The following is a 22,205-nucleotide window of genomic DNA, read 5'->3' as shown; positions in this document are numbered from 1 at the left end:
CGACGACGACCGGAGCGACATCCGGAACCTGCCGCACCCCGGGGACATCACAGCGCGGCCCGAGCAGAGCGCTCGATCCGCACCCCACCCCAACGGGAGAAACGGACATCCACACATGAACACCAAGGGCAAACTGTCGCTCGCGGCACTGCTCGCCGCCGGCGCGCTCGTGCTCAGCGCATGTTCCACGCCGGCCACCTCGACCGCCGGCGGCGGGGAGGAACAGCTCACCTACGAGGTCGGCACGGCCGGCCTGCAGAGCCAGATCGCGGACATCTCGGAGTTCTGCGGCGACGAGCCGATCAAGGTCGCCTTCGCCGACGGCTTCGGCGGCAACTCGTGGCGCAAGACGACTCGGGCCCTCTTCGAGGCCGAGGCCGCCAAGTGCGACAACATCACCGACATCCTCTACACCGACGCCCAGGCCGACACCCAGAAGGCGATCAGCGACATCAACTCGCTCGTCGCGCAGGGTGTCAACATCATCGTGTCGTTCACCGACGGCGGTGAGGCGCTGCTGCCGACCATCCGCCAGGCCACGCAGGCCGGCGTCAAGTTCGTGCCGATCGTGGCCTGCCCCGGCGGCGAGCCCGGTGTCGACTACGTCGACTGCGTCTCCGAGAACGTGGACACGTACGGCTACGGCCTCGCATCGTGGACCATCGAGCAGATGGGCGGCGAGGGCAACCTGATCATGACCGGCGGCCAGGCGGGCAACCCCTACTCCGCCGCGGTGTACGCGGGCGCCAAGCGCGCGGTCGAGGAGAACCCCGGCGTGACGCTCCTCAACGAGGAGATGGGCGACGTGCCGGTCGACACCGGCTGGGAGCCCGGCAAGACCAAGCAGGTCATGGCCGGCCTCATCACCAAGTACGGCCAGATCGACGGCATCGTCGCCGACTACGGCGGGGGTTCCGTGGGCGGCATCGAGGCCTTCGTCGAGGCGGGCAAGCCCGTTCCGGTGTGGTCGGCGAACGACTCCAACCAGTTCGCATGCCTGTGGTACCAGTACAAGGACTCGCAGCCCTCGTTCCAGGTCGCCACGATGTCGTCGCGCAACTGGGTCGTGCTTCCGGCCCTGCACAAGGGGCTCGCGGCCTTCAACAACCTGCCGAACGACGAGCCGTCGAGCTACGACCTCGAGATCATCGAGGACTCGACCGACCCGAACCAGCAGCCGGTCTGCGAGACCGACCTGCCGAATGATGCCATCAACTCGTCGGGCCTCTCGGTCGACCAGCTGAAGGCGCTGTTCGACTGATCGAGCGGACGCCCACGGTGCCGGGTACGGACTTCCGTGCCCGGCACCGCCCCCCCGAACGCAAGCTTCCCCTCGACGATGCCCGCCGGGCTCGTCACGCCAGACCGGAGAATTCCATGAACCGTCTCAACGGCAAAGTCGCCATCGTCACGGGCGCCGGTCGCGGCATCGGCCGCGCCATCGCCGAGACGTTCGCCCGTGAGGGCGCGACCGTCATCGCCACCAGTCAGTCACCTCACCACGACCTCGGTCCGGACATCCTCTACTTCCAGCACCACGTCGCCGACGAGGGCGACTGGAAGCGCGTCGTGGATGCCGTCCTCGACCGGCACGGCCGCATCGACGTGCTCGTCAACAATGCGGGCATCATCGCCTACGAGGCCGTCGACGAGCTCTCCCTCGCCGACTGGGAGCGGGTCGTGGCGGTGAACCAGACCGGCGTGTTCCTGGGCCTCCGTCAGGTGATCCCCTCGATGCTCGAGCGCGGGGCGGGATCCATCGTGAACGTCTCGTCGATCTGGGGCAACGGCGCCGTCGCCGGCGCGCACGCCTACCACGCCACCAAGGGCGCCGTGCGCAACATGTCCAAGAACGCGGCGATCACCTACGCCACCACGGGCATCCGCGTGAACTCACTCCACCCCGGCTTCATCGCGACGCCGCTGACCGATGCGCAGGACGCCGCGGTCAACGACTACGTCGTGTCGATGACCCCGATGAGCCGCGCAGGGCGCCCTGAGGAGATCGCGGCAGGCGCGCTCTTCCTCGCCAGCGACGAGTCCAGCTTCATGACGGGCGCCGAGCTCGTCATCGACGGCGGCTACCTCGCGCAGTAGACCACTCCGACAAAGGATGCGTCCCATGACGAACACAGAGACCTCTCTCACCGCGAGCCTCCCGCCGGCGTCGTCGCCGGAGCCTGCTCCCGCTCCCTCTCCCGCCGCCGCCGCGAGTGCACTCCGCCTCAGCGGCATCGTGAAGACCTTCCCCGGCGTCATGGCGCTCACCGATGTCGACCTCGACGTCGTGCCCGGCGAGGTGCACGCGCTCGTCGGCGAGAACGGTGCCGGCAAGTCCACCCTGATGGCCGTCGCATCGGGCGCACTCGCGCCCGACACGGGTACAGTCGAGATCGCCGGGAGTGTCCTGTCGACGGCCTCGCCCGACGAGGCGCGGCGACTCGGACTCGGCATCGTCCGGCAGGACCCGGCGCTCCTGCCCGACCTGACGGTGGCGGAGAACATGGCGATCGGCGCGGGCCTGACCCGGCGCGGCGGCCTCCGGCGGGCGCCCGGATGGGCCCAGCAGGCGCTGGACCCCTGGCAGATGGGCATCGACGCCCGCTCGCGGGTCTCGGACCTGTCGGTCGAGCAGCGCTTCGTCGTCGAGATCGCCAAGGCCCTCGTGCTCCAGCCGCGCGTGCTCGTCCTCGACGAGCCGACCGAGCACCTCAACCGCGAGGAGGTCGAGCGCCTCTTCCGCCGGGTCCGCGAGCTCACCGCCGACTCCGCGGCCGTCGTCTACATCTCGCACCGGATCCCCGAGGTGAAGGAGATCGCCGATCGCATCACCGTCCTCCGCGATGGCCGCGTGCGTGGCACCTTCGCGGCCGCCGACGTCAGCGAGGCCGACATCATCGAGCTCGTCGTGGGACGGGCCCTCGAGACGGTGTTCCCACCCAAGGGGTCCGAGGTCGGCTCGGTCGGGACGGAGGAGCGGCTCGTCGTGAGCGGCCTCAGCGGCCGGCACTTCCACGACATCTCCTTCTCGGTGCGCTCGGGCGAGGTCGTCGGCCTCGCGGGCGTGCAGGGCAACGGCCAGGAGGAGCTGATCCGGGCGCTCGCCGGCGTCGAGCCCGCCACCGGCTCGGTGCGCATCAGCAACGAGTGGGTGCGGCTCGGCAGCCCCGTGGCCGCCTCGCGTGCGGGTGCCGTCTACGTGCCGAGCGACCGCCACGGCGAAGGCGTCTTCCTGCCGCTGAGCGTGGGCGAGAATATCGCCATGAAGGTCCTCCGCAAGGTGTCGCGCGCCGGCGTGGTTCGGGATGCGGCGGTCGAACGAGTCGCTCAGGAGCAGATCCGCCGACAGGCGATCAAGACGCCGTCGACGCGGACACCCATCTCCTCGCTCTCAGGCGGCAACCAGCAGAAGGCGGTGCTCGCGCGCACGCTCCTCGCGGAGCCGCGTGTCCTCCTCGCCGAGGAGCCGACGCAGGGCGTCGACGCCGGTGCCCGAGTGGACATCTACCAGATCCTCCGCGGCGCCGCGGACGACGGTGCCGCCGTCGTCCTCCTCTCCTCCGACGGCGTCGAACTCGAAGGCCTGTGCGATCGCGTCCTCATCATGTCGCGCGGGCACATCGTGGCGGAGCTCGACGGCGACGAGGTGACCGAGGCCGGCATCGCGCGCGCCGCGCTCACCGCCACGACCGTGCGGAAACGCGAGACCGTCACGACGAGCAGGTCGGGTCGCCTGCGCAACTGGTTGCGCGGCGACCACTCGCCCGCGGCGGTGCTCGGTCTCGTCATCCTCCTGCTGGGTGCCCTGATCGGGGCATCCAACCCCGCGTACTTCTCGCCGTTCAGTCTCGGCAACGTGCTGTTCGCCGCCTCGATGATGATCCTCATCGGCGCGGCCCAGCAGGTGGTGGTGCTCGGCTCCGGGTTCGACCTGTCGGTTGGACCACTGCTCAGTTTCATGGTCGTGATCGCGTCGTTCTTCGTGATCGACGGGGGCGACCTCATGATCGGCATCGGCCTCATGATCGCGGCCGCGCTGGCCGTGGGCTTCGTGAACGGCTTCCTGGTGACGCGGTTCGCGCTCAATCCGGTCGTCGTCACGCTGGCGATCGCGCTCGCGCTGCAGGGGATCCTCTTCATGCTGCGCGGCACCCCGGGAGGCATCATCTCCAGTACCCTCACCAACGTCGTGCTCGCCAAGATCGGCTTCGTGCCCGTCTCCCTGATCTTCGCGGTCCTGATCGCGCTGCTGCTCGAATGGGCGCTCCGCCGCAGCCGTTGGGGCGTCGAGCTGCGGGCCGTGGGGTCGCGACGCGACGCGGCGGCACGGCTCGGCATCGACCCGAACCGGGTGAGCCTCGTCTCGTACGTCGTGACGGCCCTGCTCGTCATGCCGACCGCCGTCATCCTCATGTCGCAGATCGGCATCGGCGACGGGCGGCCCGGGCTCGCCTTCACCCTGTCCTCCGTCACGGTCGTGGTGCTGGCCGGGACGAGCATCTTCGGCGGCCGCGGCTCGTTCATCGGCATCATCGCCGCGGGAATCCTCGTCGCCCAGGTGCTCGGCGCACCGACCTTCCTCGGCCTCTCGGGCGCCTGGGGCTACTGGCTCCCCGGTGTCATCACCATGGGTGCCGCGATCCTCTACGCGCAGCTGCGCAGAATCGGGAAGAACTGATGAGCACGATCGACGTGAAGACCGACGCGTTGCGGCGACGCCTGTTCTCCGGTGGGTCCGCCGCGATCTGGGTCGCGACGATCGCCCTGTTCGCGGTGAGCCCGTTCGTCGCCCCCGGCAGCCTCAGCGGCGCAGCCGTGCTCGGCATGCTGCCCTTCGCGGCGGTGCTCGCCATCGCCTCGGTGGGCCAGGCGCTCGTGGTGCAGCAGCGCGGCCTCGACCTCTCGGTTCCCGGCATGATGGCCTTCGGCGCGACGCTCGTGTCGGGACTGCCGCAGTGGCACCACTGGCCCGCGTGGCTGGCCGTGCTCGCCGCCATCGTCCTGCCGGCGTTCGCCGGCCTCATCAACGGCATCGTCGTCACGTACTTCGGCGTGATGCCCCTCGTGGTGACGCTCGGCATGAACGCGGTGCTCCTCGGGACGGTGTTCGCCATCTCGAACGGCACACCGGCGGGGTCCCCGAAGGGGCTCGCCGACTTCGCCAAGGGTGAGATCGGCGTGGTGCCGAACGCACTCATCGTGGCCGTCGTGGTCGTCGTCGTCGCCGGCTTCGTCTCGCAACGCACCGTGGTCGGCCGTCGGCTCACCGCGATCGGCGTGAGCGAACGCGCTGCGACGGCGGTCGGCATGCGCGTCGTGCTCTACCAGACGATGTCGTACGCGCTGGCCGGAGCGGCCTACGGGATCGCGGCACTGCTCTACACCGGATACGTCACCACCCCGCCGCTGTTCTTCGGCGACAGCTACCTGCTGCCGACCGTCGCCGCGGTCGTGCTCGGCGGTGCCGCCCTCACCGGCGGCCGCTCCGCGCTCGTCGCGACCGGTGTGGCCGCGCTGTTCCTGACCCAGCTCGGCCAGCTGCTGCGGGCGGTCGGATGGCCCGAGCCGCTCCAGCTCGTGGCGCAGGCGGCGGTGCTGCTCGCGGTCGTGCTGCTGCGGGAGCTCGTGCCGGTCCTCGCCCGCAGCCTCGCAGCACGCCGGACGCAGGCCGCCCTGACCTAGACCCGGCGACACCGGTGGCATTCCCGCAGTGCCACCGGCGACCCGCCAACCCGAACTCGATCCAAGGAGTACCAAATGCCCGAGTCCACGACTCTCGACCCGACCGCGAGGGTCGGCGCCGTGCCGGTGACCACCCTGCGCGGACACCTCGTCCCGACGGGACTGCACATCGCCGGGGAGTGGCGCACCACCGAGCGCGTGATCCCGGTCACGAACCCGGCCGACGGCACGATCATCGCCGAGGTCGCCGACGGAGGCCCGGCGGAGGCCGCCGCGGCGCTCGACGCAGCCGTCGCGGCGGCCGACTCCTGGCGGCACTGGGCGCCGCGCGCGCGGGCCGACCTGTTCCACCGAGCGCACGACCTGCTGCTCGAGCGGGCGGACGCGTTCACCGACGTCATGACGCTGGAGAGCGGGAAGCCCCGCGCCGAGGCCGCCGCGGAGTTCGCCCTCTCGTCGGGCTTCTTCCTGTGGTTCACGGAGCAGATCGCCCACCTGCACGGCACCTACCAGGAGGGTTCGCCCGGCGGCTACCGGGTCATCGAGACGCACCAGCCCGTCGGTCCGAGCTTCCTCGTCACCCCGTGGAACTTCCCGATGCTGATGTCGGCCAGGAAGGCGGGGGCGGCGCTCGCCGCCGGATGCACCGTGGTCATGAAGTCGGCCAAGGAGACCCCGCTCACGGCCGCGCTGTTCGTGAAGACCCTCGAGGATGCCGGGTTCCCGCCAGGCGTCGTGAACCTCGTGCACACGAGCGAATCGCCGGCCGTCTCAGCGGGGCTCATGGCCGACCGGCGACTGCGCAAGGTGAGCTTCACGGGTTCCACCGGCGTCGGCAGCCAGCTGCTCCGCCAGGCCGCCGATCACATCATCAACCCCTCGCTGGAGCTCGGCGGCGACGGACCGTTCATCGTGCTGGACGACGCCGACCTCGACCTCGCCGTCGAGCACGCGATCCTCTGCAAGTTCCGGAACGCGGGCCAGGCGTGCGTGGCCGCCAACCGGATCATCCTGCACCGTGCGATCGCCGACGAGTTCACCGAGAAGTTCGTCGCGCGCACGAAGGAACTGCGGGTCGGCGATGGCTTCGATCCGGGTGTGGCCGTCGGCCCGATCATCTCCGAGCGCCAACGCTCCCGGGTCGTGAGCCTTCTCGAGGACTTCCGCAGCGTGGGCGCCGAGGTGCTGACCGGCGGATCGCCGATGGCAGGGCCCGGGTTCTTCTTCGAGCCGACGGTGCTGCGATTCCACGAGAACGCACACGAGTTCTGCAACGACGAGATGTTCGCTCCCGTGGCGGCGCTCTACACGGTGGACTCGGTGGAGGAGGCCCTCGCGTTCGCCAACGAGACCCACTACGGACTGTCGGGGTACCTGTTCACGCGTGATCTCTCGCGAGCGGTCACCCTCGCCGAGCGTCTCGACTTCGGCATGGTGGGCGTCAATCGCGGCATCATGGCCGACCCGGCCGCGCCGTTCGGCGGCGTCAAGGCGTCGGGCATCGGACGCGAGGGCGGGCACGACGGGATCCACGAGTTCCTCGAGCCCAAGTACATCGCGCTCACCATCGACGAGACGGCGGGGCTGCGCTGATGAACGTCACCAGCATCGACGACCTCATCGCCTCGGCCCCGCTGGGGCGGCCCGCCGGCATCGACAACGACCTCGGGCTGGGCCTGCTGCGCCAGCCCAGGGCCGTGTTCTTCGGCCCAGGGCAGCGGCGGCAGCTGCCGTACATCGTGGCGCCCCTCGGTCGATCGGTACTCATCTGCACCGACGAGCGCATGGGCACCACCGCCGAATTCGCCGAGATCCGCGATGGCCTCGAGGCCGCGGGGGTCACCGTGACGGTGTACGACCGGGTCGCTCCCGATCTGCCGAGGGCCAACGTGCTCGAGCTCCAGGAGCGCTTCGGACAGGCAGGGGTCGAGGTCGTCATCGGCCTCGGCGGTGGCAGCTGCATGGACATGGCCAAGGTCGCGGCGCTCGTGCTCGCGCGTGGCGGGGACATCCGGGACTACTACGGGGAGAACCTGGTGCCCGGTCCCGTGCTTCCGGTGGTGACCGTGCCGACGACGGGCGGCACCGGCGCCGAGGTGAGCTGCATCGCCGTGGTCTTCGACGAGGAACGCGAGGTCAAGGTGGGCGTGGCGAGCGCGCATCTCGAAGCCCACACGGCCGTCGTCGATCCCGAGCTGACGCTGACCTGCCCGCCGGGGCTGACGGCCGCGACGGGCGCCGACGCCCTATCGCACCTGATCGAGACCTTCACGGACCGGGCCAAGAACCCGACGCCCGAGGAGATGGACGCGCACCTGTACGTAGGCAAGAACCTGCTCACCGACATGTACTGCCGGGCCGGACTCGGCCTGCTCAACGGCTCGCTCGAGCGAGTCGTGGCCGATCCGTCCGACCTGCAGGCTCGCGCCGACACCATGCTCGGCGCGTTCTGCGGGGGGATGGCGCTCAACACGGCCGGCACCGCGAGCGCGCATGCGATCCAGTCGCCCATCGGGGCGTTGACCCACACGGCGCACGGCATGGGCGTCGGCGCGCTCCTGCCGTACATCATGCGCTTCAACCTGCCCGCCCGCGTGGCGGAGTTCGCCGAGATGGCGCGGATCTTCGGCGTGGCCGACGGTGAAGCCGACGAGCTCGCGAACGCGAAGGCCGCCATCCTGCGCGTGGAGGAGCTGCTCGCGGCGCTCGGCGTGCCGCTGAACCTGCGCGACCTCGGTCTCGAGCGGGACCACATCGAACGGGTCGCCGAGCAGTCGCTCCTGTCGACCCGGCTCATCGCGAACAACCCGCGCGAGATCACGAAGGAGGCCGCCGTCGAGATCCTCGAGCGCGGGTACGCCGACGACCGGAGCTGGTGGGGCCTGTGAATTCCCACGCCGCGTCCCGACCGGTCAGCATCGTCGGTGCCGGTTCGATCGGCGTCGCCTTCGCGATCCGGTTCGCCACGGCGGGCTTCGCCGTGCGGGTGTGGGATGCCATGCCGGAAGCGTTCCTCAGGGCGCGCCGCGAGCTCGAGGAACGCCTGGCGATGCTCGCCGATGAGGGACTCCTCGACGAGCCGCGGAGCGAGGTGCTCGCGCGCGTCTCGTTCCATGAGATCCTCTTCGAGGCGCTGCAAGGAGCATGCCTCGTACAGGAGTGCGCCCCCGAGCGACTCGAGGTGAAGCAGGAGCTGTTCCGCCTGCTCGGTTCGTTCAGCGAGCCCGATGCCGTGCTCGCGAGCTCGAGCTCGGCAATCGTCGCCAGCGCCTTCGCGACGGTGACGCCGGCGCGCGATCGGGTGCTCGTGGCGCATCCGGGCAACCCGCCGTACCTGATTCCGGTGATCGAGCTCGTGCCGTCGCCGTCCACGTCGAACGAGACCCTCGAACGTGCGGGGGAGATCTATCGTGCTGCAGGCCTCCGCCCCGTGCATGTGCGCCGCGAGGTCGAGGGCTTCATCTTCAATCGCCTCCAGGGCGCGGTGTTGCGCGAGGCGTACTGCCTCGTACGCGACGGCGTGGCATCCGTCGACGACATCGACGAGGTGATGCGCAGCGGCTTGGGCCGCCGATGGGCGTTCATCGGGCCGTTCGAGACGGTGGACCTCAACACGCGCGGCGGGATCGGCACCCACGCCGAGACCATGGGACCCGCCTACGAGCGCATGGGGGAGGAGCGAGGGCAGCATGATCCGTGGACGCCGGAGCTCGTCGGCGAGGTCGTGCGGCAGCGCCGGTCGCTGCTTCCGTTCGCGCTGTGGGGTGACCGGGTCGCCTGGCGCGACCGGAAGCTGATGCGCCTCTCCGCGCTCATCGACCGCGGCCCCGCCCGCGAGGCCGGTCGCGACGCCGCCCGCGACACGGCCGGGAGCGCGGCGTGACGCGGAATTGCTTGGTGAGGACGTTTCACCTAATCTCGTAGGACCGTATTACGCGATTGCCGAATCCCCTCGAGTCGCGTTGACAACGATGTCGGAACGGATGGCCCCCAGCATGACCCACCTCACCGAGCACCTGCACGCGGAACTCACCGACCGCCATCGCACGCGAGTTCGGCGGCGCGCGGCTGGGTGGCTGCGATGACGCAGGACTTCGACCACGGACGCACGCAGGCGCTCAAGGAGGAGATCCTCCAGCTCGAGCGCGCCTCCGCGTCGTCGACGGCCGACATCGTGCAGTCCTGGCGCCGCTCCCAGGCCGCGCTCGGCGATCCCGGGCGCGTGAGCGAGGTCCCGCACGTGCCCGAGTCGCTCCTCGACGAGCACCTGCTGGACATGTTCGGCGCGCCCATGAACCGGTTCGCCGAGGATCTCGAAGGTACCGGACTCGCGCTCCTGCTCGCCGACTCGCGGGGTCAGATCCTGCAGCGCTGGGTGCAGGATCGGCAATCGCGCAGCCACCTCGACGGCGTCGGCACGGTCCGCGGTGCGGTGCTCGCCGAGAACGTCGTCGGCACCAACGGGGTGGGCACGGTCGTCGCGACGGGCGGGGCCGTGCAGATCCGTGGATCCGAACACTTCGCGGACATCTACCAGGACGCGGTGTGCACGGGCGCGCCCGTGCTGCACCCCATCACCCGCAACCTGCTCGCCGTCGTCACCCTCTCGTGCGACCTCACGCCCCGCACCGACCTCCTCAAGCCCCTCGTGAAGTCGATGACGGCCCAACTCGAGCAGCACGTGCTCTCCGTCGAGCATCCCGATACCCGCCTCATGTTCAACGTATTCCTCGACCGCGCCCGCAAGCGCACGATGCCGGTCGTTGCATTCGGACCGCAGGGCGTCCTCATCCAGAGCGAGCAGGCCAACGAGCTCACCCCGCATGACCTCGCCGTGCTGCGGGACGTGAGCGAGGAGGGCCGTGCGAGCGGTCGGTACGTCGTCGAGCTCTCCTCCGGCCCGACCTCGCTCGACCTCACCGCCGTGGGGCGGGGGAACAACGTGGTCGTGGTCGGCGACGGCCTCGCCCGGCGGTCGCGAGCAACCGCGTCGGCTCCCGCTCCGGCGATCGCCGGTCGTTCGTCGGACTGGCTCGCCCTGGTCAACCAGGTCGAGCACCTGCAGGCACTGCCCGAGCCGGTGGTGCTGGCGGGCGAGGTGGGAGTGGGCAAGACCTCGCTCGCCCTGGGCGCCCCGTTCCGCGCCGGCCATGTGCCGCCGCGGACCGTGCTCATCGACGCGGCGGAACGGCACATCATCGGCTCACGCGAATGGCTCACGAACCTGCGCGATGCGATGGCGATCGACCAGCGCGTCGTGGTGCGCGGCATCGAGACCCTCGACCCTCCCGCGCTCGACGGCATGCGCGCGATCATCGAGTCCCGGCCGGCGGGGGCCACGACGACCATGACGCTGACCACGGAGCAGCGCGACGACGTCGAGGCGATCGAGCTGAAGTTCGGCGCTCGCGTGGTGTGGGTTCCGCCGCTTCGCGAACGTGCGTCGGACCTCGGGGACCTGCTCGCCAGCATCGCGGTCGTCGTGGCGCCGAACACGCGTCTCGACGTGAAGCCCGAGGCCATGCGCCTGCTCGAAGCCTACGGCTGGCCCGGCAACGTCAAGGAACTGCGCCAACTGGTGCTCCAGCTCACCGCGGGACATTCGGGAACGGTCGAGGCGTCCGATCTGCCGGCCGCGATGCAGAGCGCCAAGAACCTGACGCTCATCGAACGCGTGGAGCTCGAGGCGATCCGAAAGGCACTGCAGGACGCCAAGGGCAATCGCGTGAAGGCAGCGGACATCCTCGGCGTCTCACGAGCCACGGTGTACCGCAAGATGAAGGCGTACCGGCTGGGCTGAACCCCGGCCGGCGGAAGGGATGACATTGGCCGACGTGACCGTCTACGGAAAACTGGACTGCACCGACACGCAGCGCTCGCGAGCCCTGCTCGACGCCGTGGGCATCGAGTACCGCTTCTTCGACGTGCTCGCCGATGGCCAGGCGCGTGAGCACGCGACAGCCATGAGCGGCGTCTCGAGTGTGCCCGTCGTGGTGGTGCCGTCGGGCAGAGTGCTGGTCGAGCCGAGCGACGAGGAATTGTCCGAGGCCCTGGCCGAGCGAGCGGCGTAAGGCGGAAGAGCCGCATCGAGCGACGACAGCCCCGGAACGGCGACGCCGGCCGGGCCGAAGCCCGACCGGCGCCATCCGGCTCATGCGAGGCGAGGCCGTCAGCTCACCACGGCCTTGTCCGTCAGGCGCTCACCCGACTCGGCGTCGAAGAGGTGCACGTGGTTGGGCGTGGCCGTGAGGTACACGCGCTCGCCGGCGTTCGGGTGCAGGCGGCCGTCGACGCGGGCGACGATGTCGGTGCGCTTGCCCTCGACGGTCGAGTGGCCGTACAGGTAGCCGTCGGCGCCGAGCTCCTCGACGAGGTCGACGTCGACCGCGAGTCCCTCGCCCTCGTTCGGCGACACCACGATGTCCTCGGGGCGCACGCCGATGGTGGCGATCGTGCTGCCCTCGGCGTCGGCGAGGATCTCACGGTCGATCGGCACGGTCGCGGTGCCGAACTTCACCCCGCCCTCGACGAGGTCGGCGTGGAAGAGGTTCATGGCCGGCGAGCCGATGAAGCCTGCGACGAAGACGTTGTTCGGCTTCTCGTAGAGGTCGCGCGGCGTGCCCACCTGCTGCAGCACGCCGTCCTTCAGCACCGCGATGCGGTCGCCCATGGTGAGGGCCTCGGTCTGGTCGTGCGTGACGTAGACGGTCGTGACGCCGAGGCGACGCTGCAGCGAGGCGATCTGGGTACGGGTCTGCACGCGCAGCTTCGCGTCGAGGTTCGACAGCGGCTCGTCCATGAGGAACACCTGCGGCTGGCGCACGATCGCGCGACCCATGGCGACGCGCTGCCGCTGGCCGCCCGAGAGTGCCTTCGGCTTGCGGCTGAGGTAGGGCTCGAGGTCGAGCAGCTTCGCGGCCTCGAGGACGCGCGCGGCGCGCTCGTCCTTGCCGACGCCCGCGATCTTGAGCGCGAAGCCCATGTTCTCGGCAACGGTCATGTGGGGGTACAGCGCGTAGTTCTGGAAGACCATGGCGATGTCGCGGTCCTTCGGGGGCACGTCGGTGACGTTGCGGTCGCCGATGAAGATGTTGCCCTCGTTGACCTCCTCGAGACCCGCCAGCATGCGGAGCGACGTGGACTTGCCGCAACCGGAGGGGCCGACCAGGACGAGGAACTCGCCGTCGGCGATCTCGAGGTCGAGCTTGTCGACGGCGGGACGGGTGCCACCTGGGTACAGACGGGTGGCCTTGTCGAACGTGACTGATGCCATGATCGTGCTTCTCCTTCACCGGCAGGTACGTGCCGGACGATCCGTAGTGAATGGGAATACGTCGACTTCGGCGGCGACGCCCCCTCAGTATGCCACGCACGTGAGCGACCACACGACGCAATGGACTCACATGCCCGTCGCAGGACGCACACGGCCTCGCCTTGGGTGATTCCCAGACACGCTTCCTACTATCGTGGGTGCGTTCGTGTGCATACGCGCGCGCCCACACAGCGACCGGAGTGACCATCGATGACCTACGGCGGTTCGAACCAGCCACGCCCCTCCCGCAATGAGCGTCGGGAGGCGGCACGCGAGAAGGCCCGCATCCTGCGCGAGGAGCAGAAGAAGCGGGAACGCCGCAAGAAGTACCTGATCCAGGGCGGGGTCATCGTGGCGGTGCTCGCGATCGCGGCGATCGTCGTGACGCTCATCGTGCAGAGCACCCGCCCCGAGGGTCCCGGTCCCCGGAACATGGCGAGCGACGGCATCCTTCTGACGGCGTCGGAGGACGGCGGCATCACGGCGGTCGAGACGGCGGCGCTCGCCGCGAACGAGTCCCCGACGCCGACCGAGCCCGACGACAGCGGCACGGTGGCGAACATCGTGATCTACGTCGACTACCTGTGCCCGTTCTGCGGTCAGTTCGAGGCGACGAATTCCGAGTCGATCCGCACCATGGTCGAGGAGGGCGCGGCGACGCTCGAGGTGCACCCGGTGGCGATCCTCACGAACAAGTCCGCGGGCACGCAGTACTCGCTTCGTGCCGCGAACGCGGCCGCATGCGTCGCCGACACCTCGCCCGACTCGTTCTTCGACTTCAACGCGCTCCTGTTCCAGAACCAACCTGAAGAGGGCACGGCAGGACTCACCAACGACGAGCTCAAAGAGCTCGCCGGTGAAGCCGGAGTGTCCGACCGGGCCGAAGTGGAGAAGTGCATCGACGACGTGCAGTTCAAGGCCTGGGTGCAGGATGCCACGAACCGCGCGCTGACCCAGCCGGTGCCGAACTCCGACCTGCCGTCGATCACCGGCACGCCGACCGTGCTCGTGAACGGTCAGCAGTACGCCGGCTCGCTCGACGACCCGGCTGAGTTCCAGTCGTTCGTCCTGCAGGCCACGAGCGCGACCTTCAACGACTCGTCGACGCCGACCCCGACCCCGACGCCGACGCCGCCCGCGCAGTAGCGGCATCCGATCGATGACGAAGACCCGGCGCCGATCGCCGGGTCTTCGTCGGGTCGGTAGGATGTTCGCGAGGTCGACCCAGAGGTCGACACCTCAGGCCGGCTTGGCGCAATTGGTAGCGCACCGCTCTTGTAAAGCGGTGGTTGCGGGTTCGAGTCCCGCAGCCGGCTCTTGACTGAGCACCGCGAGACGGATGCCGCGGCCGCGGCGAACCCGGTGCACCAGGGCGAGGCGTCCGCTCCGGGTGCCGCGTCGCCGCATCGTCACGCCCACGCGGAGGCGTCCCGGTTGCCGATGTGGCTCGCCATCGTCTTCGCCCTCGGGTGCGGTGCGCTCACCGCCCTGCAATCGCGGATCAACGGCGAGCTCGCCGCCGCCATCGACGATGCGTACACAGCGGCGGTCATCTCGTTCGGCAGCGGACTCGCGATCCTGCTCGTCGCGCTCGCGGTGTGGCGGCCGGGGCGACGCGGGCTGGCCTCCATCTCGGTGGGCCTCCGGGATCGCACGCTGCCCTGGTGGATGCTGCTCGGCGGCCTCGCCGGCGCGTGGTTCGTGCTCACGCAGGGGTTCTCGGTGGGCGTGGTCGGCGTCGCCCTCTTCACCGTGGCGATCGTGGCAGGCCAGACGCTCGGCGGCATCGTGTTCGATCTCGTCGGACTCGGGCCGGGCGGGCGGCGGCCCGTGACGGTGACCCGGGTGGCCGGCGCCGTGCTCGCGCTCGCGGCGATCGTCTGGGCGGTCTGGGCACAGCTCGAGCGCGACGTGCCGGCACTCGTCATGTTCCTGCCCTTCCTCGCGGGGATCGGCGGGGCCTGGCAGCAGGCCGTCAACGGCCGGGTGCGTGGCGTGGCGTCGAGCGCGCTCACGGCGACCGTCGTCAACTTCGCGGTGGGCAGCGCCGCCCTGGTCGTGGCGATGCTCGTGCACGCGCTCTCGGCGGGCTGGCCCGACGCCCTGCCGGGCGACGCGTGGTTGTACACGGGCGGGGCGATCGGATGCATCTTCATCGCCGGTCAGGCCGTGCTCGTGCGCATCGTGGGGGTCCTCGTGCTCGCGCTCTGCGGCGTGGCCGGCCAGCTCGCCGCCGCCCTCTCGCTGGACCTGCTGGTGCCGACCGCCGGGCGCGGCGTCGATGTGGCGACGATCGGCGGCACGGCGCTCGCCCTCGTCGCGGTCGTGATCGCGAGCGTGCGCTGGTCGCGCCACATGCACGCGGCGCCGGAGCCGCGTGGAAGCTCCGGTGGCGCGGGGGTCAGTCGAGCGTCATGAGACGCGACGCCGCGACGTGCTCGGCTCGGCGTTCCCCGCGGCCCCCGACGGGCGTCCCGCCGACGTAGAGCCAGCCCAGCAGTCGCTCATTCGGCGCCAGCCCGTGCATCTCGGCGACGAGCGGATGCCGCGTGTGCGGGCCCGAGCGCCACATCACGCCCCACCCGGCCTCATCGAGGAGCAGGCTGAGCACGTGCGCGACGCCGGCCGCGGAGGCCTCCTGCTCCCATTCGGGGACCTTCGGATGCCCCGGCGTGACCACCGCGACCACCGCGATCAGGAGCGGCGCCCGGAGCGGCTTCGCCGCCAGCTTCGCCGCGGCGTCGCCTTCGGCGCCGGCGGCGCGGGCGAGCGCGTGTCCGAGGCGCTCACGGGCCGGTCCCCGGAGCGCGATCAGGCGCCAGGGGCGGAGCGAGGCGTGGTCGGCCACGCGCGCAGCACCCTCGAGGAGGGCCATGAGCGTCTGGTCGTCGGGCGCGGCATCCGTCACCTTCGGCGACGATCGCCGTGCGAGCGCCGCCTGGAGCGCCGAGCCCACCCGTCAGGACTCCGCGTTGAACCCGAGCGCGAGCGAGTTCATGCAGTACCGGTCGCCCGTCGGGGTGCCGAAGCCGTCGGGGAAGACGTGGCCGAGGTGGGAGCCGCACGCGGCGCATCGCACCTCGGTGCGCACCATGCCGAGCGACGTGTCCTCGATGAGCTCCACGGCCTCGGGTCGCACCGACTCGTAGAAGCTCGGCCACCCGCACCCCGAGTCGAACTTCGTGCCGCTCTTGAACAGCTCGGCGTCGCAGGCGGCGCAGGTGTAGACGCCGGCGCGCTCCTCGTCGAGGAGCTCCCCGGACCACGGGCGCTCGGTCGCCGCCTCGCGGAGCACGGCGTACTGCTCGGGCTCGAGTTCGGCGCGCCATTCCTCGTCGGTCTTGTTCACGCGATACGCCATGAGCGCTCCTTCCCTTCCGTCCGCCGTGGTGTCCCACCATGGTCGCAGGTCTTCACCCTCTGCATGCAACGTGTGACGCCATGCCGCTGTTCCATGACGTCGCACACGCCGCGACGCTCGGCTTGCTCATGGCTTCGAGTCCCTAGGATGTGCTGCAGGCGGAGACCCGCCGCAGACGGGAGGATGCATGAGCGCCGAGCCGATGCCCGCCCGCGACGACGACAGCGCCCTCGACGAGCGTGCGGTGCACATCCTCGAGTTCGAGGCGAAGGCGTGGCAGCATCCGGGTCTGAAGGCCGAGGCCATCCGCGACGAGTTCGGCATCTCCGCCGCCCGGTACTATCGGATCCTCGGCGAACTCATCGATTCCCCTGCAGCCCTCCGCTTCGATCCCATGCTGGTCAAGCGCTTGCAGCGGATGCGCGAGGCGCGTGCGGCGACGCGCGCGCGTCGCTCCCTCTCGATCGGCCGAGCGCTCGACTGAGCGCGGCCCCGACCCCCGACTGGACCTATGGCGCAGAAGTTCCCCCGCGACCGATTCGATTCCATTCCGCACGGCATCGAACGGGTCGGCGCGCACCGGGCACCCGTTCGACGCGGCGCGCGCTGGATCGCGTTCGGGTGGGCGGCACTGGCCACGGTCGTGCTCGTGGCGATCGGCATCGGATCGGTGATCGTGCTGAACGACCGCCTGGACTTCGGCGACACCGGCGCGGCGGCGACCCCGACACCCACCCCGGTCGCGGCGACCCCGACCATCGCGCCCGACATCCCGGTGACGGTGCTCAACGGCACGACGACCTCCGGGCTGGCGGCGCGCGCGGGCGAGACGCTCACGGCCTCCGGCATCCCGGTGGGCACGACCGCCAATGCGAGCACCAGCGACCTCACCGAGACCGTGGTCTACTACGCGACGCCCGAGCTCGAGGGTGCGGCCCGCGGCGTGGCGCAGGCGGTGGCCGAGGCCGACGTGCGGCTCTCCGAGCAGTTCGCGCAGATCGGCACGCCACTCGTTCTCGTGGTGGGTTCCGACTACGCGGCGGCCACCGGCGGTTGATCGTCGCCGAATCGTTGCCATTCTGCGACCATTTCGTGCGTTCTCGCTCTTGTGCCGCAGCAACGCGTCGTTGTTATCTGGGGGTTGGTCGCTCGATCCCGTGCGGAACGCCCGGCGCCGTCCCCGGTGCCCCGTCAGCACGATCCGAGGGGGCCCGGTACAGGCGACAGGCACGTGCTGATCTGCACAACGGCAACATGGGAGCAACGCATGGCGAACGGAACCGTCAAGTGGTTCAACGCTGAAAAGGGTTACGGGTTCATCACGGTCGATGGCGGCCAGGACGTGTTCGTCCACTACTCCGCCATCGACATGGCGGGATACAAGGTGCTCGAAGAGGGCCAGCAGGTCGTCTTCGAGGTCGGCACCGGTTCGAAGGGTCCGCAGGCGGAGGCCGTCCGGCCCGCCTGAGCCCGCGTGCTCGAGCGGGTCTCCGGTACGCCGGCGGCGCGTTCGCCGTTCGGTCCACCATGCGCCGACACCTGAGGCGATCGGATGCCCCGACGGCGCGCCGATGGCGCGCGCGCGAATCGCGTCGTACCATGACGCCATGGGGGGCAGGGCCGGATCGGCTCGTGCGTGGGGGGTGCCGCTTGCGGTCGTGGCATCCGCATTGCTGCTGTCCGCCTGCGCGGAGGCGCCGGTCGATCTCCTGCCGTCGCCGAAGCCGACGCGGCCCGTCGGCGACGGGGCCCCGGCAGCGATGGCGTTCGCGCCGTTGCGCGGCACGCCCGCGGATACGGCGGGACTGCGGCATCCGTCACTCGCCGTGAAGATCGACAACCACCCCGATGCGCGGCCGCAGATCGCCCTGAACCGCAGCGACATCGTGTTCGAGGAACTGGTGGAGGGCGGCCTGACGCGCTACCTCGCGGTCTGGCATTCGGACGTGCCGGAGGCCGTGGGTCCGGTGCGATCCATCCGGCCGATGGATCCGGCCATCGCCTCGCCGCTCGGCGGCGTCATCGCCTATTCGGGCGGTCAGGAGTACTTCGTCGACCTCATGAAGTCGACGTCCCTCGTGAACCTCGTGTTCGACGAGGACGACACGGGGCTTTTCGAGCGGGCCGACGACCGGCCCGGACCGCATGACGTGATCCTCGACGCGATGGAGGCGATCGACCGCAACGCCGCCCTGCCGCCGCCGCCCGTGCAGTTCGCCTACGGAAGCGCCGACCCGCTCGCCTCGCCTGCATCGGCGGCGGTCTCGACGGCGCACGTGGAGCTCACGTTCTCGGAGGGTGGGTCGCGGTCGTGGGACTTCGACCCGGGCACGTCCGGGTGGCTTCGATCGCAGGAGGGCGAACCAGACCTCGAGGCATCGGGCGAGCGTGTGCGCGCGACGAACCTGGTCACCCTGCGCGTCGGTATCGTGTGGCCGTTCGGGGAGGTGCCGCTCACGGTCCTGGTCGGCTCGGGTGAGGCGTGGGTCTCGGTGGCCGGGAGGACGGCGCACGGCACGTGGTCGAAGGACGCCGAGGCATCGCCCCTCGCGCTCACCGCCGACGACGGCAGCGTGCTGCGCCTCGCCCCGGGCAACACGTGGGTGGAGCTCGTGCCGAACGAGGGCGCGGTCGCGTTCGGTCCCTGACGCGGTCGGCGGCGGCGCGGTGCTGGGGCATCCGACCTCGCTTGCACTCGTGCCGGTAGAGTGCCAGAATCGTCTTAGCACTCACTCGTTTTGAGTGCTAAACCAACGAATCTTTGAAGACGTCCGGGAAAGGACGAGAAACACACATGGCAAAGATCATTGCTTTCGACGAGGAGGCCCGCCGCGGCCTCGAGCGTGGCCTCAACCAGCTCGCCGACGCCGTGAAGGTGACCCTCGGCCCGCGCGGTCGCAACGTCGTGCTCGAGAAGAAGTGGGGCGCCCCCACGATCACGAACGACGGCGTCTCGATCGCCAAGGAGATCGAGCTCGACGACCCGTACGAGAAGATCGGCGCGGAGCTCGTCAAGGAGGTCGCGAAGAAGACCGACGACGTCGCCGGTGACGGCACCACCACGTCGGTCGTGCTCGCCCAGGCGCTCGTGCGCGAGGGCCTCCGCAACGTCGCCGCCGGCGCCGACCCCATCTCGCTGAAGCGCGGCATCGAGAAGGCCGTCTCGGCCGTCTCGGCGGAGCTGCTCTCGGCCGCCAAGGAGATCGAGACCAAGGAGGAGATCGCCGCGACCGCTTCGATCTCCGCTGCCGACGAGCAGATCGGTGCGATCATCGCCGAGGCGATCGACAAGGTCGGCAAGGAGGGCGTCGTCACCGTCGAGGAGTCGAACACCTTCGGCACCGAGCTCGAGCTCACCGAGGGCATGCGCTTCGACAAGGGCTACCTGTCGGCGTACTTCGTCACGGACCCCGAGCGCCAGGAGGCGGTCTTCGAGGACCCGTACATCCTCATCGTCAACTCCAAGGTCTCGAACATCAAGGACCTGCTCCCCATCGTCGACAAGGTGATCCAGACGGGCAAGCAACTCCTGATCATCGCCGAGGACGTCGACGGCGAGGCGCTCGCGACGCTCATCGTCAACAAGATCCGCGGCATCTTCAAGTCGGTCGCCGTCAAGGCTCCCGGCTTCGGCGACCGTCGCAAGGCGCAGCTGCAGGACATCGCGATCCTCACCGGCGGCCAGGTCATCTCCGAGGAGGTCGGCCTCAAGCTCGAGAACGTCACCCTCGACCTGCTCGGCCAGGCTCGCAAGGTCGTCATCACCAAGGACGAGACGACCATCGTCGAGGGCGCGGGCGACCCCGAGGCCATCGCCGGTCGCGTCGCGCAGATCCGTGCCGAGATCGAGAACACCGACTCGGACTACGACCGTGAGAAGCTCCAGGAGCGCCTCGCCAAGCTCGCCGGCGGCGTCGCCGTCATCAAGGCGGGTGCGGCCACCGAGGTCGAGCTCAAGGAGCGCAAGCACCGCATCGAGGACGCCGTTCGCAACGCGAAGGCCGCCGTCGAGGAGGGCATCGTCGCCGGTGGTGGCGTCGCCCTCATCCAGGCCGGTGCGAAGGCGTTCGCGACCCTCGAGCTCTCGGGCGACGAGGCGACCGGCGCCAACATCGTGAAGGTCGCCATCGAGGCGCCGCTCAAGCAGATCGCCCTCAACGCGGGCCTCGAGCCGGGCGTCGTCGCGAACAAGGTGTCCGAGCTCCCCGCGGGCCACGGCCTCAACGCCGCGACCGGCGAGTACGGCGACCTCATCGCCCAGGGCATCATCGACCCGGCGAAGGTCACGCGTTCGGCGCTGCAGAACGCCGCGTCGATCGCCGGCCTCTTCCTCACGACCGAGGCCGTCGTCGCCGACAAGCCCGAGAAGGTCGCGGCTCCGGCCGGCGGCGACATGGGCGGCGGTATGGACTTCTAGTCCCACCTCACCACGCGCGAAGGGCGCCTCCTCCGGGAGGCGCCCTTCGTCGTCGATGCGTGCGCGAGCTCCGCCGCTCCCGACACGCCTCAGCGCCACTTCTGCGCCCGCTGCGCCACCACTGATGGCGCGCGCGACGTGCGACTGGCGCAGCGGGGCAGGCGGGCGGCAGCGCGGTCAGGGCGGCGGCGGATCGCCGGTATGGTTCTCGATGTGCCCCCGAACCGCGCTGCGTTCCAGGCGACCCTGCTCGCGTTGCCTCTCGTGATCATGGTCGCGCTCAGCGGATGTGCAGGCCCGAGCGCCACCCCGTCCGACACCCCGCACCCCGTATCGCCGAGTCCGTCGGAGCCGGCGGCCGACCCGGGTCCTCAACCCCGCATCGACGCCGACTGCGAGCGCCTCGTCGACCTCGGAGCACTGCAGGCGCTCGTGGGAACCCCCGGAGCGACATTGTCGCCGGTGCCGCGGTCGGCGTCGAACCCCGACGAGGCATCCGTGCTGCAACTGGGTGGTCTCGAGTGCGGGTGGACGAACGGGCTTGCCGGATCGTACTGGACCGGTCCGGATCCCGCCGCGCAGACCGTGGCCCTGCGTCTGCTGCCCGAAGGGCTCGAGCAGGCGGCCGAGTACGTTGAGATGTACCGGATGGCGGATCCGACGTATGGCGACCACGTCCAGGGGCCGCGCTGCGGTGCCCCCTCGACCGCAGAGTACCGGGGCTTCTGCGAGCTCTTCGGTGTGATCGGCGAAACGTGGGTCGAATTCACGGTGAGCGGCATCGTCGCGGACCCCGGCACCGACGCAGCACTGCTCGACGGGTTCCGTCGTGTGACGGACCCGATGGTCGAGCAGCTGCAACCGCTGCGTCCCGGTCCGCGATGGATCGCGCCGGCCACGTCGGGCGTCACCGAGTGCGAGAACGTCTTGCCGAGCGAACAGGCCGAGGAGATCACGGGCATGGTCGGGATCCGCGTCGGGCTCGCCTGGGACGGTCCCCGAGTCTCCCAGTACTTCTACGCCACCGATCAGACCGGCGCGAAGCGATGCTCGCTCGCCTTCGGGGATCGCGAGGGCGGCTACGGCTCGGTGCGCGTGCTACCAGGTGGGGCATGGGGCTTCGATCGGTACCGTGACGCGTGGCTCGCCGCGGGCGCAGACGAGCCGATGATCAGCGGCCTGCCCGCAGGGGATGCGACGCTGCGATGCGAGGACGCGGCGGACCACTGCCGGCTCGATCTACGGGTGGCGGGCGATTGGGTGCGCATCGACTTCCCGCCCGTCCCCGAGAACGACGACGGCTTTCCGCCCGATCTCGATTACGACGCCGCCCGATCGGCGATCGTGCCGCTCGCGGAGGCGATCGTCGCGAACGTCTCCGCTGCCGCGCCGCCCACGGCTGCCGCGTCGTAAGCGTCGGCCACGCCGCGGCG

General features: G+C 70.2%; 20 protein-coding genes and 1 tRNA gene. 18 read left to right on the top strand and 3 right to left on the bottom strand.

All coding sequences use genetic code 11. From position 1 onward, the window contains the following. The first annotated feature begins 115 nt into the window (after positions 1 to 115). The 9 genes from ACVFI9_RS14870 (at position 116) to ACVFI9_RS14830 (ending at position 11,753) form a co-directional block, all read left to right on the top strand. On the top strand, positions 116 to 1,261 hold the full coding sequence (locus ACVFI9_RS14870) for a substrate-binding domain-containing protein (protein WP_474762980.1): 1,146 nt from the start codon (positions 116 to 118) through the stop codon (positions 1,259 to 1,261). A gap of 116 nt (positions 1,262 to 1,377) precedes the next feature. Further along, positions 1,378 to 2,097, top strand: a complete 720-nt coding sequence (locus ACVFI9_RS14865) for an SDR family NAD(P)-dependent oxidoreductase (RefSeq protein ID WP_474762979.1) — start codon at positions 1,378 to 1,380, stop codon at positions 2,095 to 2,097. 25 nt (positions 2,098 to 2,122) lie between these two features. After that, on the top strand, positions 2,123 to 4,678 hold the full coding sequence (locus ACVFI9_RS14860; RefSeq protein WP_474762978.1) for an ATP-binding cassette domain-containing protein: 2,556 nt from the start codon (positions 2,123 to 2,125) through the stop codon (positions 4,676 to 4,678). Next, entirely contained in the window at positions 4,678 to 5,682 is a 1,005-nt protein-coding gene (locus ACVFI9_RS14855) for an ABC transporter permease (RefSeq protein WP_474762977.1), read from the top strand. The genes ACVFI9_RS14860 and ACVFI9_RS14855 overlap by 1 nt, the downstream gene beginning before the upstream one ends. A 75-nt stretch (positions 5,683 to 5,757) precedes the next feature. After that, positions 5,758 to 7,275, top strand: a complete 1,518-nt coding sequence (locus ACVFI9_RS14850) for an NAD-dependent succinate-semialdehyde dehydrogenase (RefSeq protein ID WP_474762976.1) — start codon at positions 5,758 to 5,760, stop codon at positions 7,273 to 7,275. Next, entirely contained in the window at positions 7,275 to 8,570 is a 1,296-nt protein-coding gene (locus tag ACVFI9_RS14845; RefSeq protein ID WP_474762975.1) for an iron-containing alcohol dehydrogenase, read from the top strand. The genes ACVFI9_RS14850 and ACVFI9_RS14845 overlap by 1 nt, the downstream gene beginning before the upstream one ends. After that, the gene (locus ACVFI9_RS14840) at positions 8,567 to 9,565 is read left to right on the top strand and encodes a 3-hydroxyacyl-CoA dehydrogenase (RefSeq protein ID WP_474762974.1); all 999 of its coding nucleotides are present in this window, start codon (positions 8,567 to 8,569) and stop codon (positions 9,563 to 9,565) included. Before ACVFI9_RS14845 ends, ACVFI9_RS14840 begins: the two co-directional genes overlap by 4 nt. Before the next feature lie 198 nt (positions 9,566 to 9,763). Further along, on the top strand, positions 9,764 to 11,482 hold the full coding sequence (locus ACVFI9_RS14835; RefSeq protein WP_474762973.1) for a sigma-54-dependent Fis family transcriptional regulator: 1,719 nt from the start codon (positions 9,764 to 9,766) through the stop codon (positions 11,480 to 11,482). 34 nt (positions 11,483 to 11,516) lie between these two features. Further along, the gene (locus ACVFI9_RS14830) at positions 11,517 to 11,753 is read left to right on the top strand and encodes a glutaredoxin domain-containing protein (protein WP_474762972.1); all 237 of its coding nucleotides are present in this window, start codon (positions 11,517 to 11,519) and stop codon (positions 11,751 to 11,753) included. Between the two features lie 98 nt (positions 11,754 to 11,851). On the opposite strand, the gene ACVFI9_RS14825 is transcribed toward ACVFI9_RS14830, so the two are convergent. Then, positions 11,852 to 12,955, bottom strand: a complete 1,104-nt coding sequence (locus ACVFI9_RS14825) for an ABC transporter ATP-binding protein (protein WP_474762971.1) — start codon at positions 12,953 to 12,955, stop codon at positions 11,852 to 11,854. A 249-nt stretch (positions 12,956 to 13,204) separates the two neighbouring features. Here ACVFI9_RS14825 and ACVFI9_RS14820 point away from each other — a divergent pair, with 249 nt between their 5' ends. From ACVFI9_RS14820 to ACVFI9_RS14810, 3 genes are all read left to right on the top strand, one after another. After that, entirely contained in the window at positions 13,205 to 14,140 is a 936-nt protein-coding gene (locus tag ACVFI9_RS14820; protein WP_474762970.1) for a DsbA family protein, read from the top strand. A gap of 97 nt (positions 14,141 to 14,237) precedes the next feature. Next, a tRNA-Thr gene (locus ACVFI9_RS14815) sits at positions 14,238 to 14,310 on the top strand. Position 14,311: 1 nt separating this feature from the next. Then, the gene (locus ACVFI9_RS14810) at positions 14,312 to 15,412 is read left to right on the top strand and encodes a DMT family transporter (protein WP_474762969.1); all 1,101 of its coding nucleotides are present in this window, start codon (positions 14,312 to 14,314) and stop codon (positions 15,410 to 15,412) included. Here ACVFI9_RS14810 and ACVFI9_RS14805 read toward each other — a convergent pair. Both ACVFI9_RS14805 and msrB read right to left on the bottom strand, forming a co-directional pair. Further along, on the bottom strand, positions 15,396 to 15,950 hold the full coding sequence (locus ACVFI9_RS14805; protein ID WP_474762968.1) for a nitroreductase family protein: 555 nt from the start codon (positions 15,948 to 15,950) through the stop codon (positions 15,396 to 15,398). The genes ACVFI9_RS14810 and ACVFI9_RS14805 overlap by 17 nt on opposite strands. A 3-nt stretch (positions 15,951 to 15,953) precedes the next feature. Beyond that, positions 15,954 to 16,355 (bottom strand): peptide-methionine (R)-S-oxide reductase MsrB, encoded by a 402-nt coding sequence (gene msrB / locus ACVFI9_RS14800; protein WP_474762967.1) that lies wholly within the window; start codon positions 16,353 to 16,355, stop codon positions 15,954 to 15,956. A gap of 187 nt (positions 16,356 to 16,542) precedes the next feature. Between msrB and ACVFI9_RS14795 the strand changes: the two genes are divergently transcribed. The 6 genes from ACVFI9_RS14795 (at position 16,543) to ACVFI9_RS14770 (ending at position 22,185) form a co-directional block, all read left to right on the top strand. After that, on the top strand, positions 16,543 to 16,839 hold the full coding sequence (locus ACVFI9_RS14795; protein WP_474762966.1) for a DUF3263 domain-containing protein: 297 nt from the start codon (positions 16,543 to 16,545) through the stop codon (positions 16,837 to 16,839). Positions 16,840 to 16,866: 27 nt separating this feature from the next. Continuing rightward, a complete protein-coding gene (locus ACVFI9_RS14790; RefSeq protein WP_474762965.1) occupies positions 16,867 to 17,412 on the top strand; it encodes a LytR C-terminal domain-containing protein in 546 nt (181 codons plus the stop codon). A 210-nt stretch (positions 17,413 to 17,622) separates the two neighbouring features. Next, positions 17,623 to 17,823 carry a cold-shock protein gene (locus ACVFI9_RS14785; protein WP_130353371.1) on the top strand — a complete coding sequence of 67 codons (201 nt, stop codon included), beginning with the start codon at positions 17,623 to 17,625 and terminating at the stop codon, positions 17,821 to 17,823. A gap of 139 nt (positions 17,824 to 17,962) precedes the next feature. Further along, positions 17,963 to 19,003: a DUF3048 domain-containing protein gene (locus ACVFI9_RS14780; protein WP_474762964.1), complete on the top strand. Its 1,041-nt coding sequence runs from the start codon at positions 17,963 to 17,965 to the stop codon at positions 19,001 to 19,003. Between the two features lie 146 nt (positions 19,004 to 19,149). Beyond that, the gene (groL, locus tag ACVFI9_RS14775; RefSeq protein WP_474762963.1) at positions 19,150 to 20,772 is read left to right on the top strand and encodes a chaperonin GroEL; all 1,623 of its coding nucleotides are present in this window, start codon (positions 19,150 to 19,152) and stop codon (positions 20,770 to 20,772) included. A gap of 213 nt (positions 20,773 to 20,985) precedes the next feature. After that, entirely contained in the window at positions 20,986 to 22,185 is a 1,200-nt protein-coding gene (locus ACVFI9_RS14770) for a hypothetical protein (protein WP_474762962.1), read from the top strand. Positions 22,186 to 22,205: the final 20 nt, after the last annotated feature.

The organism is Agromyces sp. NSFZ (assembly GCF_056156205.1).
The sequence above is the reverse complement of the archived record's forward strand: the minus strand, read 5'-3'. Positions and strand labels throughout refer to the sequence as shown.

Excerpts from the sequence above, each read along its gene's own strand:
- ACVFI9_RS14870 (WP_474762980.1), top strand. The coding sequence starts at position 116 with ATGAACACCAAGGGCAAACTGTCGCTCGCGGCACTGCTCGCCGCCGGC.
- ACVFI9_RS14865 (WP_474762979.1), top strand. The coding sequence starts at position 1,378 with ATGAACCGTCTCAACGGCAAAGTCGCCATCGTCACGGGCGCCGGTCGC.
- ACVFI9_RS14860 (WP_474762978.1), top strand. The coding sequence starts at position 2,123 with ATGACGAACACAGAGACCTCTCTCACCGCGAGCCTCCCGCCGGCGTCG.
- ACVFI9_RS14855 (WP_474762977.1), top strand. The coding sequence starts at position 4,678 with ATGAGCACGATCGACGTGAAGACCGACGCGTTGCGGCGACGCCTGTTC.
- ACVFI9_RS14850 (WP_474762976.1), top strand. The coding sequence starts at position 5,758 with ATGCCCGAGTCCACGACTCTCGACCCGACCGCGAGGGTCGGCGCCGTG.
- ACVFI9_RS14845 (WP_474762975.1), top strand. The coding sequence starts at position 7,275 with ATGAACGTCACCAGCATCGACGACCTCATCGCCTCGGCCCCGCTGGGG.
- ACVFI9_RS14835 (WP_474762973.1), top strand. The coding sequence starts at position 9,764 with ATGACGCAGGACTTCGACCACGGACGCACGCAGGCGCTCAAGGAGGAG.
- ACVFI9_RS14825 (WP_474762971.1), bottom strand. The coding sequence starts at position 12,955 with ATGGCATCAGTCACGTTCGACAAGGCCACCCGTCTGTACCCAGGTGGC.
- ACVFI9_RS14820 (WP_474762970.1), top strand. The coding sequence starts at position 13,205 with ATGACCTACGGCGGTTCGAACCAGCCACGCCCCTCCCGCAATGAGCGT.
- msrB (WP_474762967.1), bottom strand. The coding sequence starts at position 16,355 with ATGGCGTATCGCGTGAACAAGACCGACGAGGAATGGCGCGCCGAACTC.
- ACVFI9_RS14795 (WP_474762966.1), top strand. The coding sequence starts at position 16,543 with ATGAGCGCCGAGCCGATGCCCGCCCGCGACGACGACAGCGCCCTCGAC.
- ACVFI9_RS14790 (WP_474762965.1), top strand. The coding sequence starts at position 16,867 with ATGGCGCAGAAGTTCCCCCGCGACCGATTCGATTCCATTCCGCACGGC.
- ACVFI9_RS14785 (WP_130353371.1), top strand. The coding sequence starts at position 17,623 with ATGGCGAACGGAACCGTCAAGTGGTTCAACGCTGAAAAGGGTTACGGG.
- ACVFI9_RS14780 (WP_474762964.1), top strand. The coding sequence starts at position 17,963 with ATGGGGGGCAGGGCCGGATCGGCTCGTGCGTGGGGGGTGCCGCTTGCG.
- groL (WP_474762963.1), top strand. The coding sequence starts at position 19,150 with ATGGCAAAGATCATTGCTTTCGACGAGGAGGCCCGCCGCGGCCTCGAG.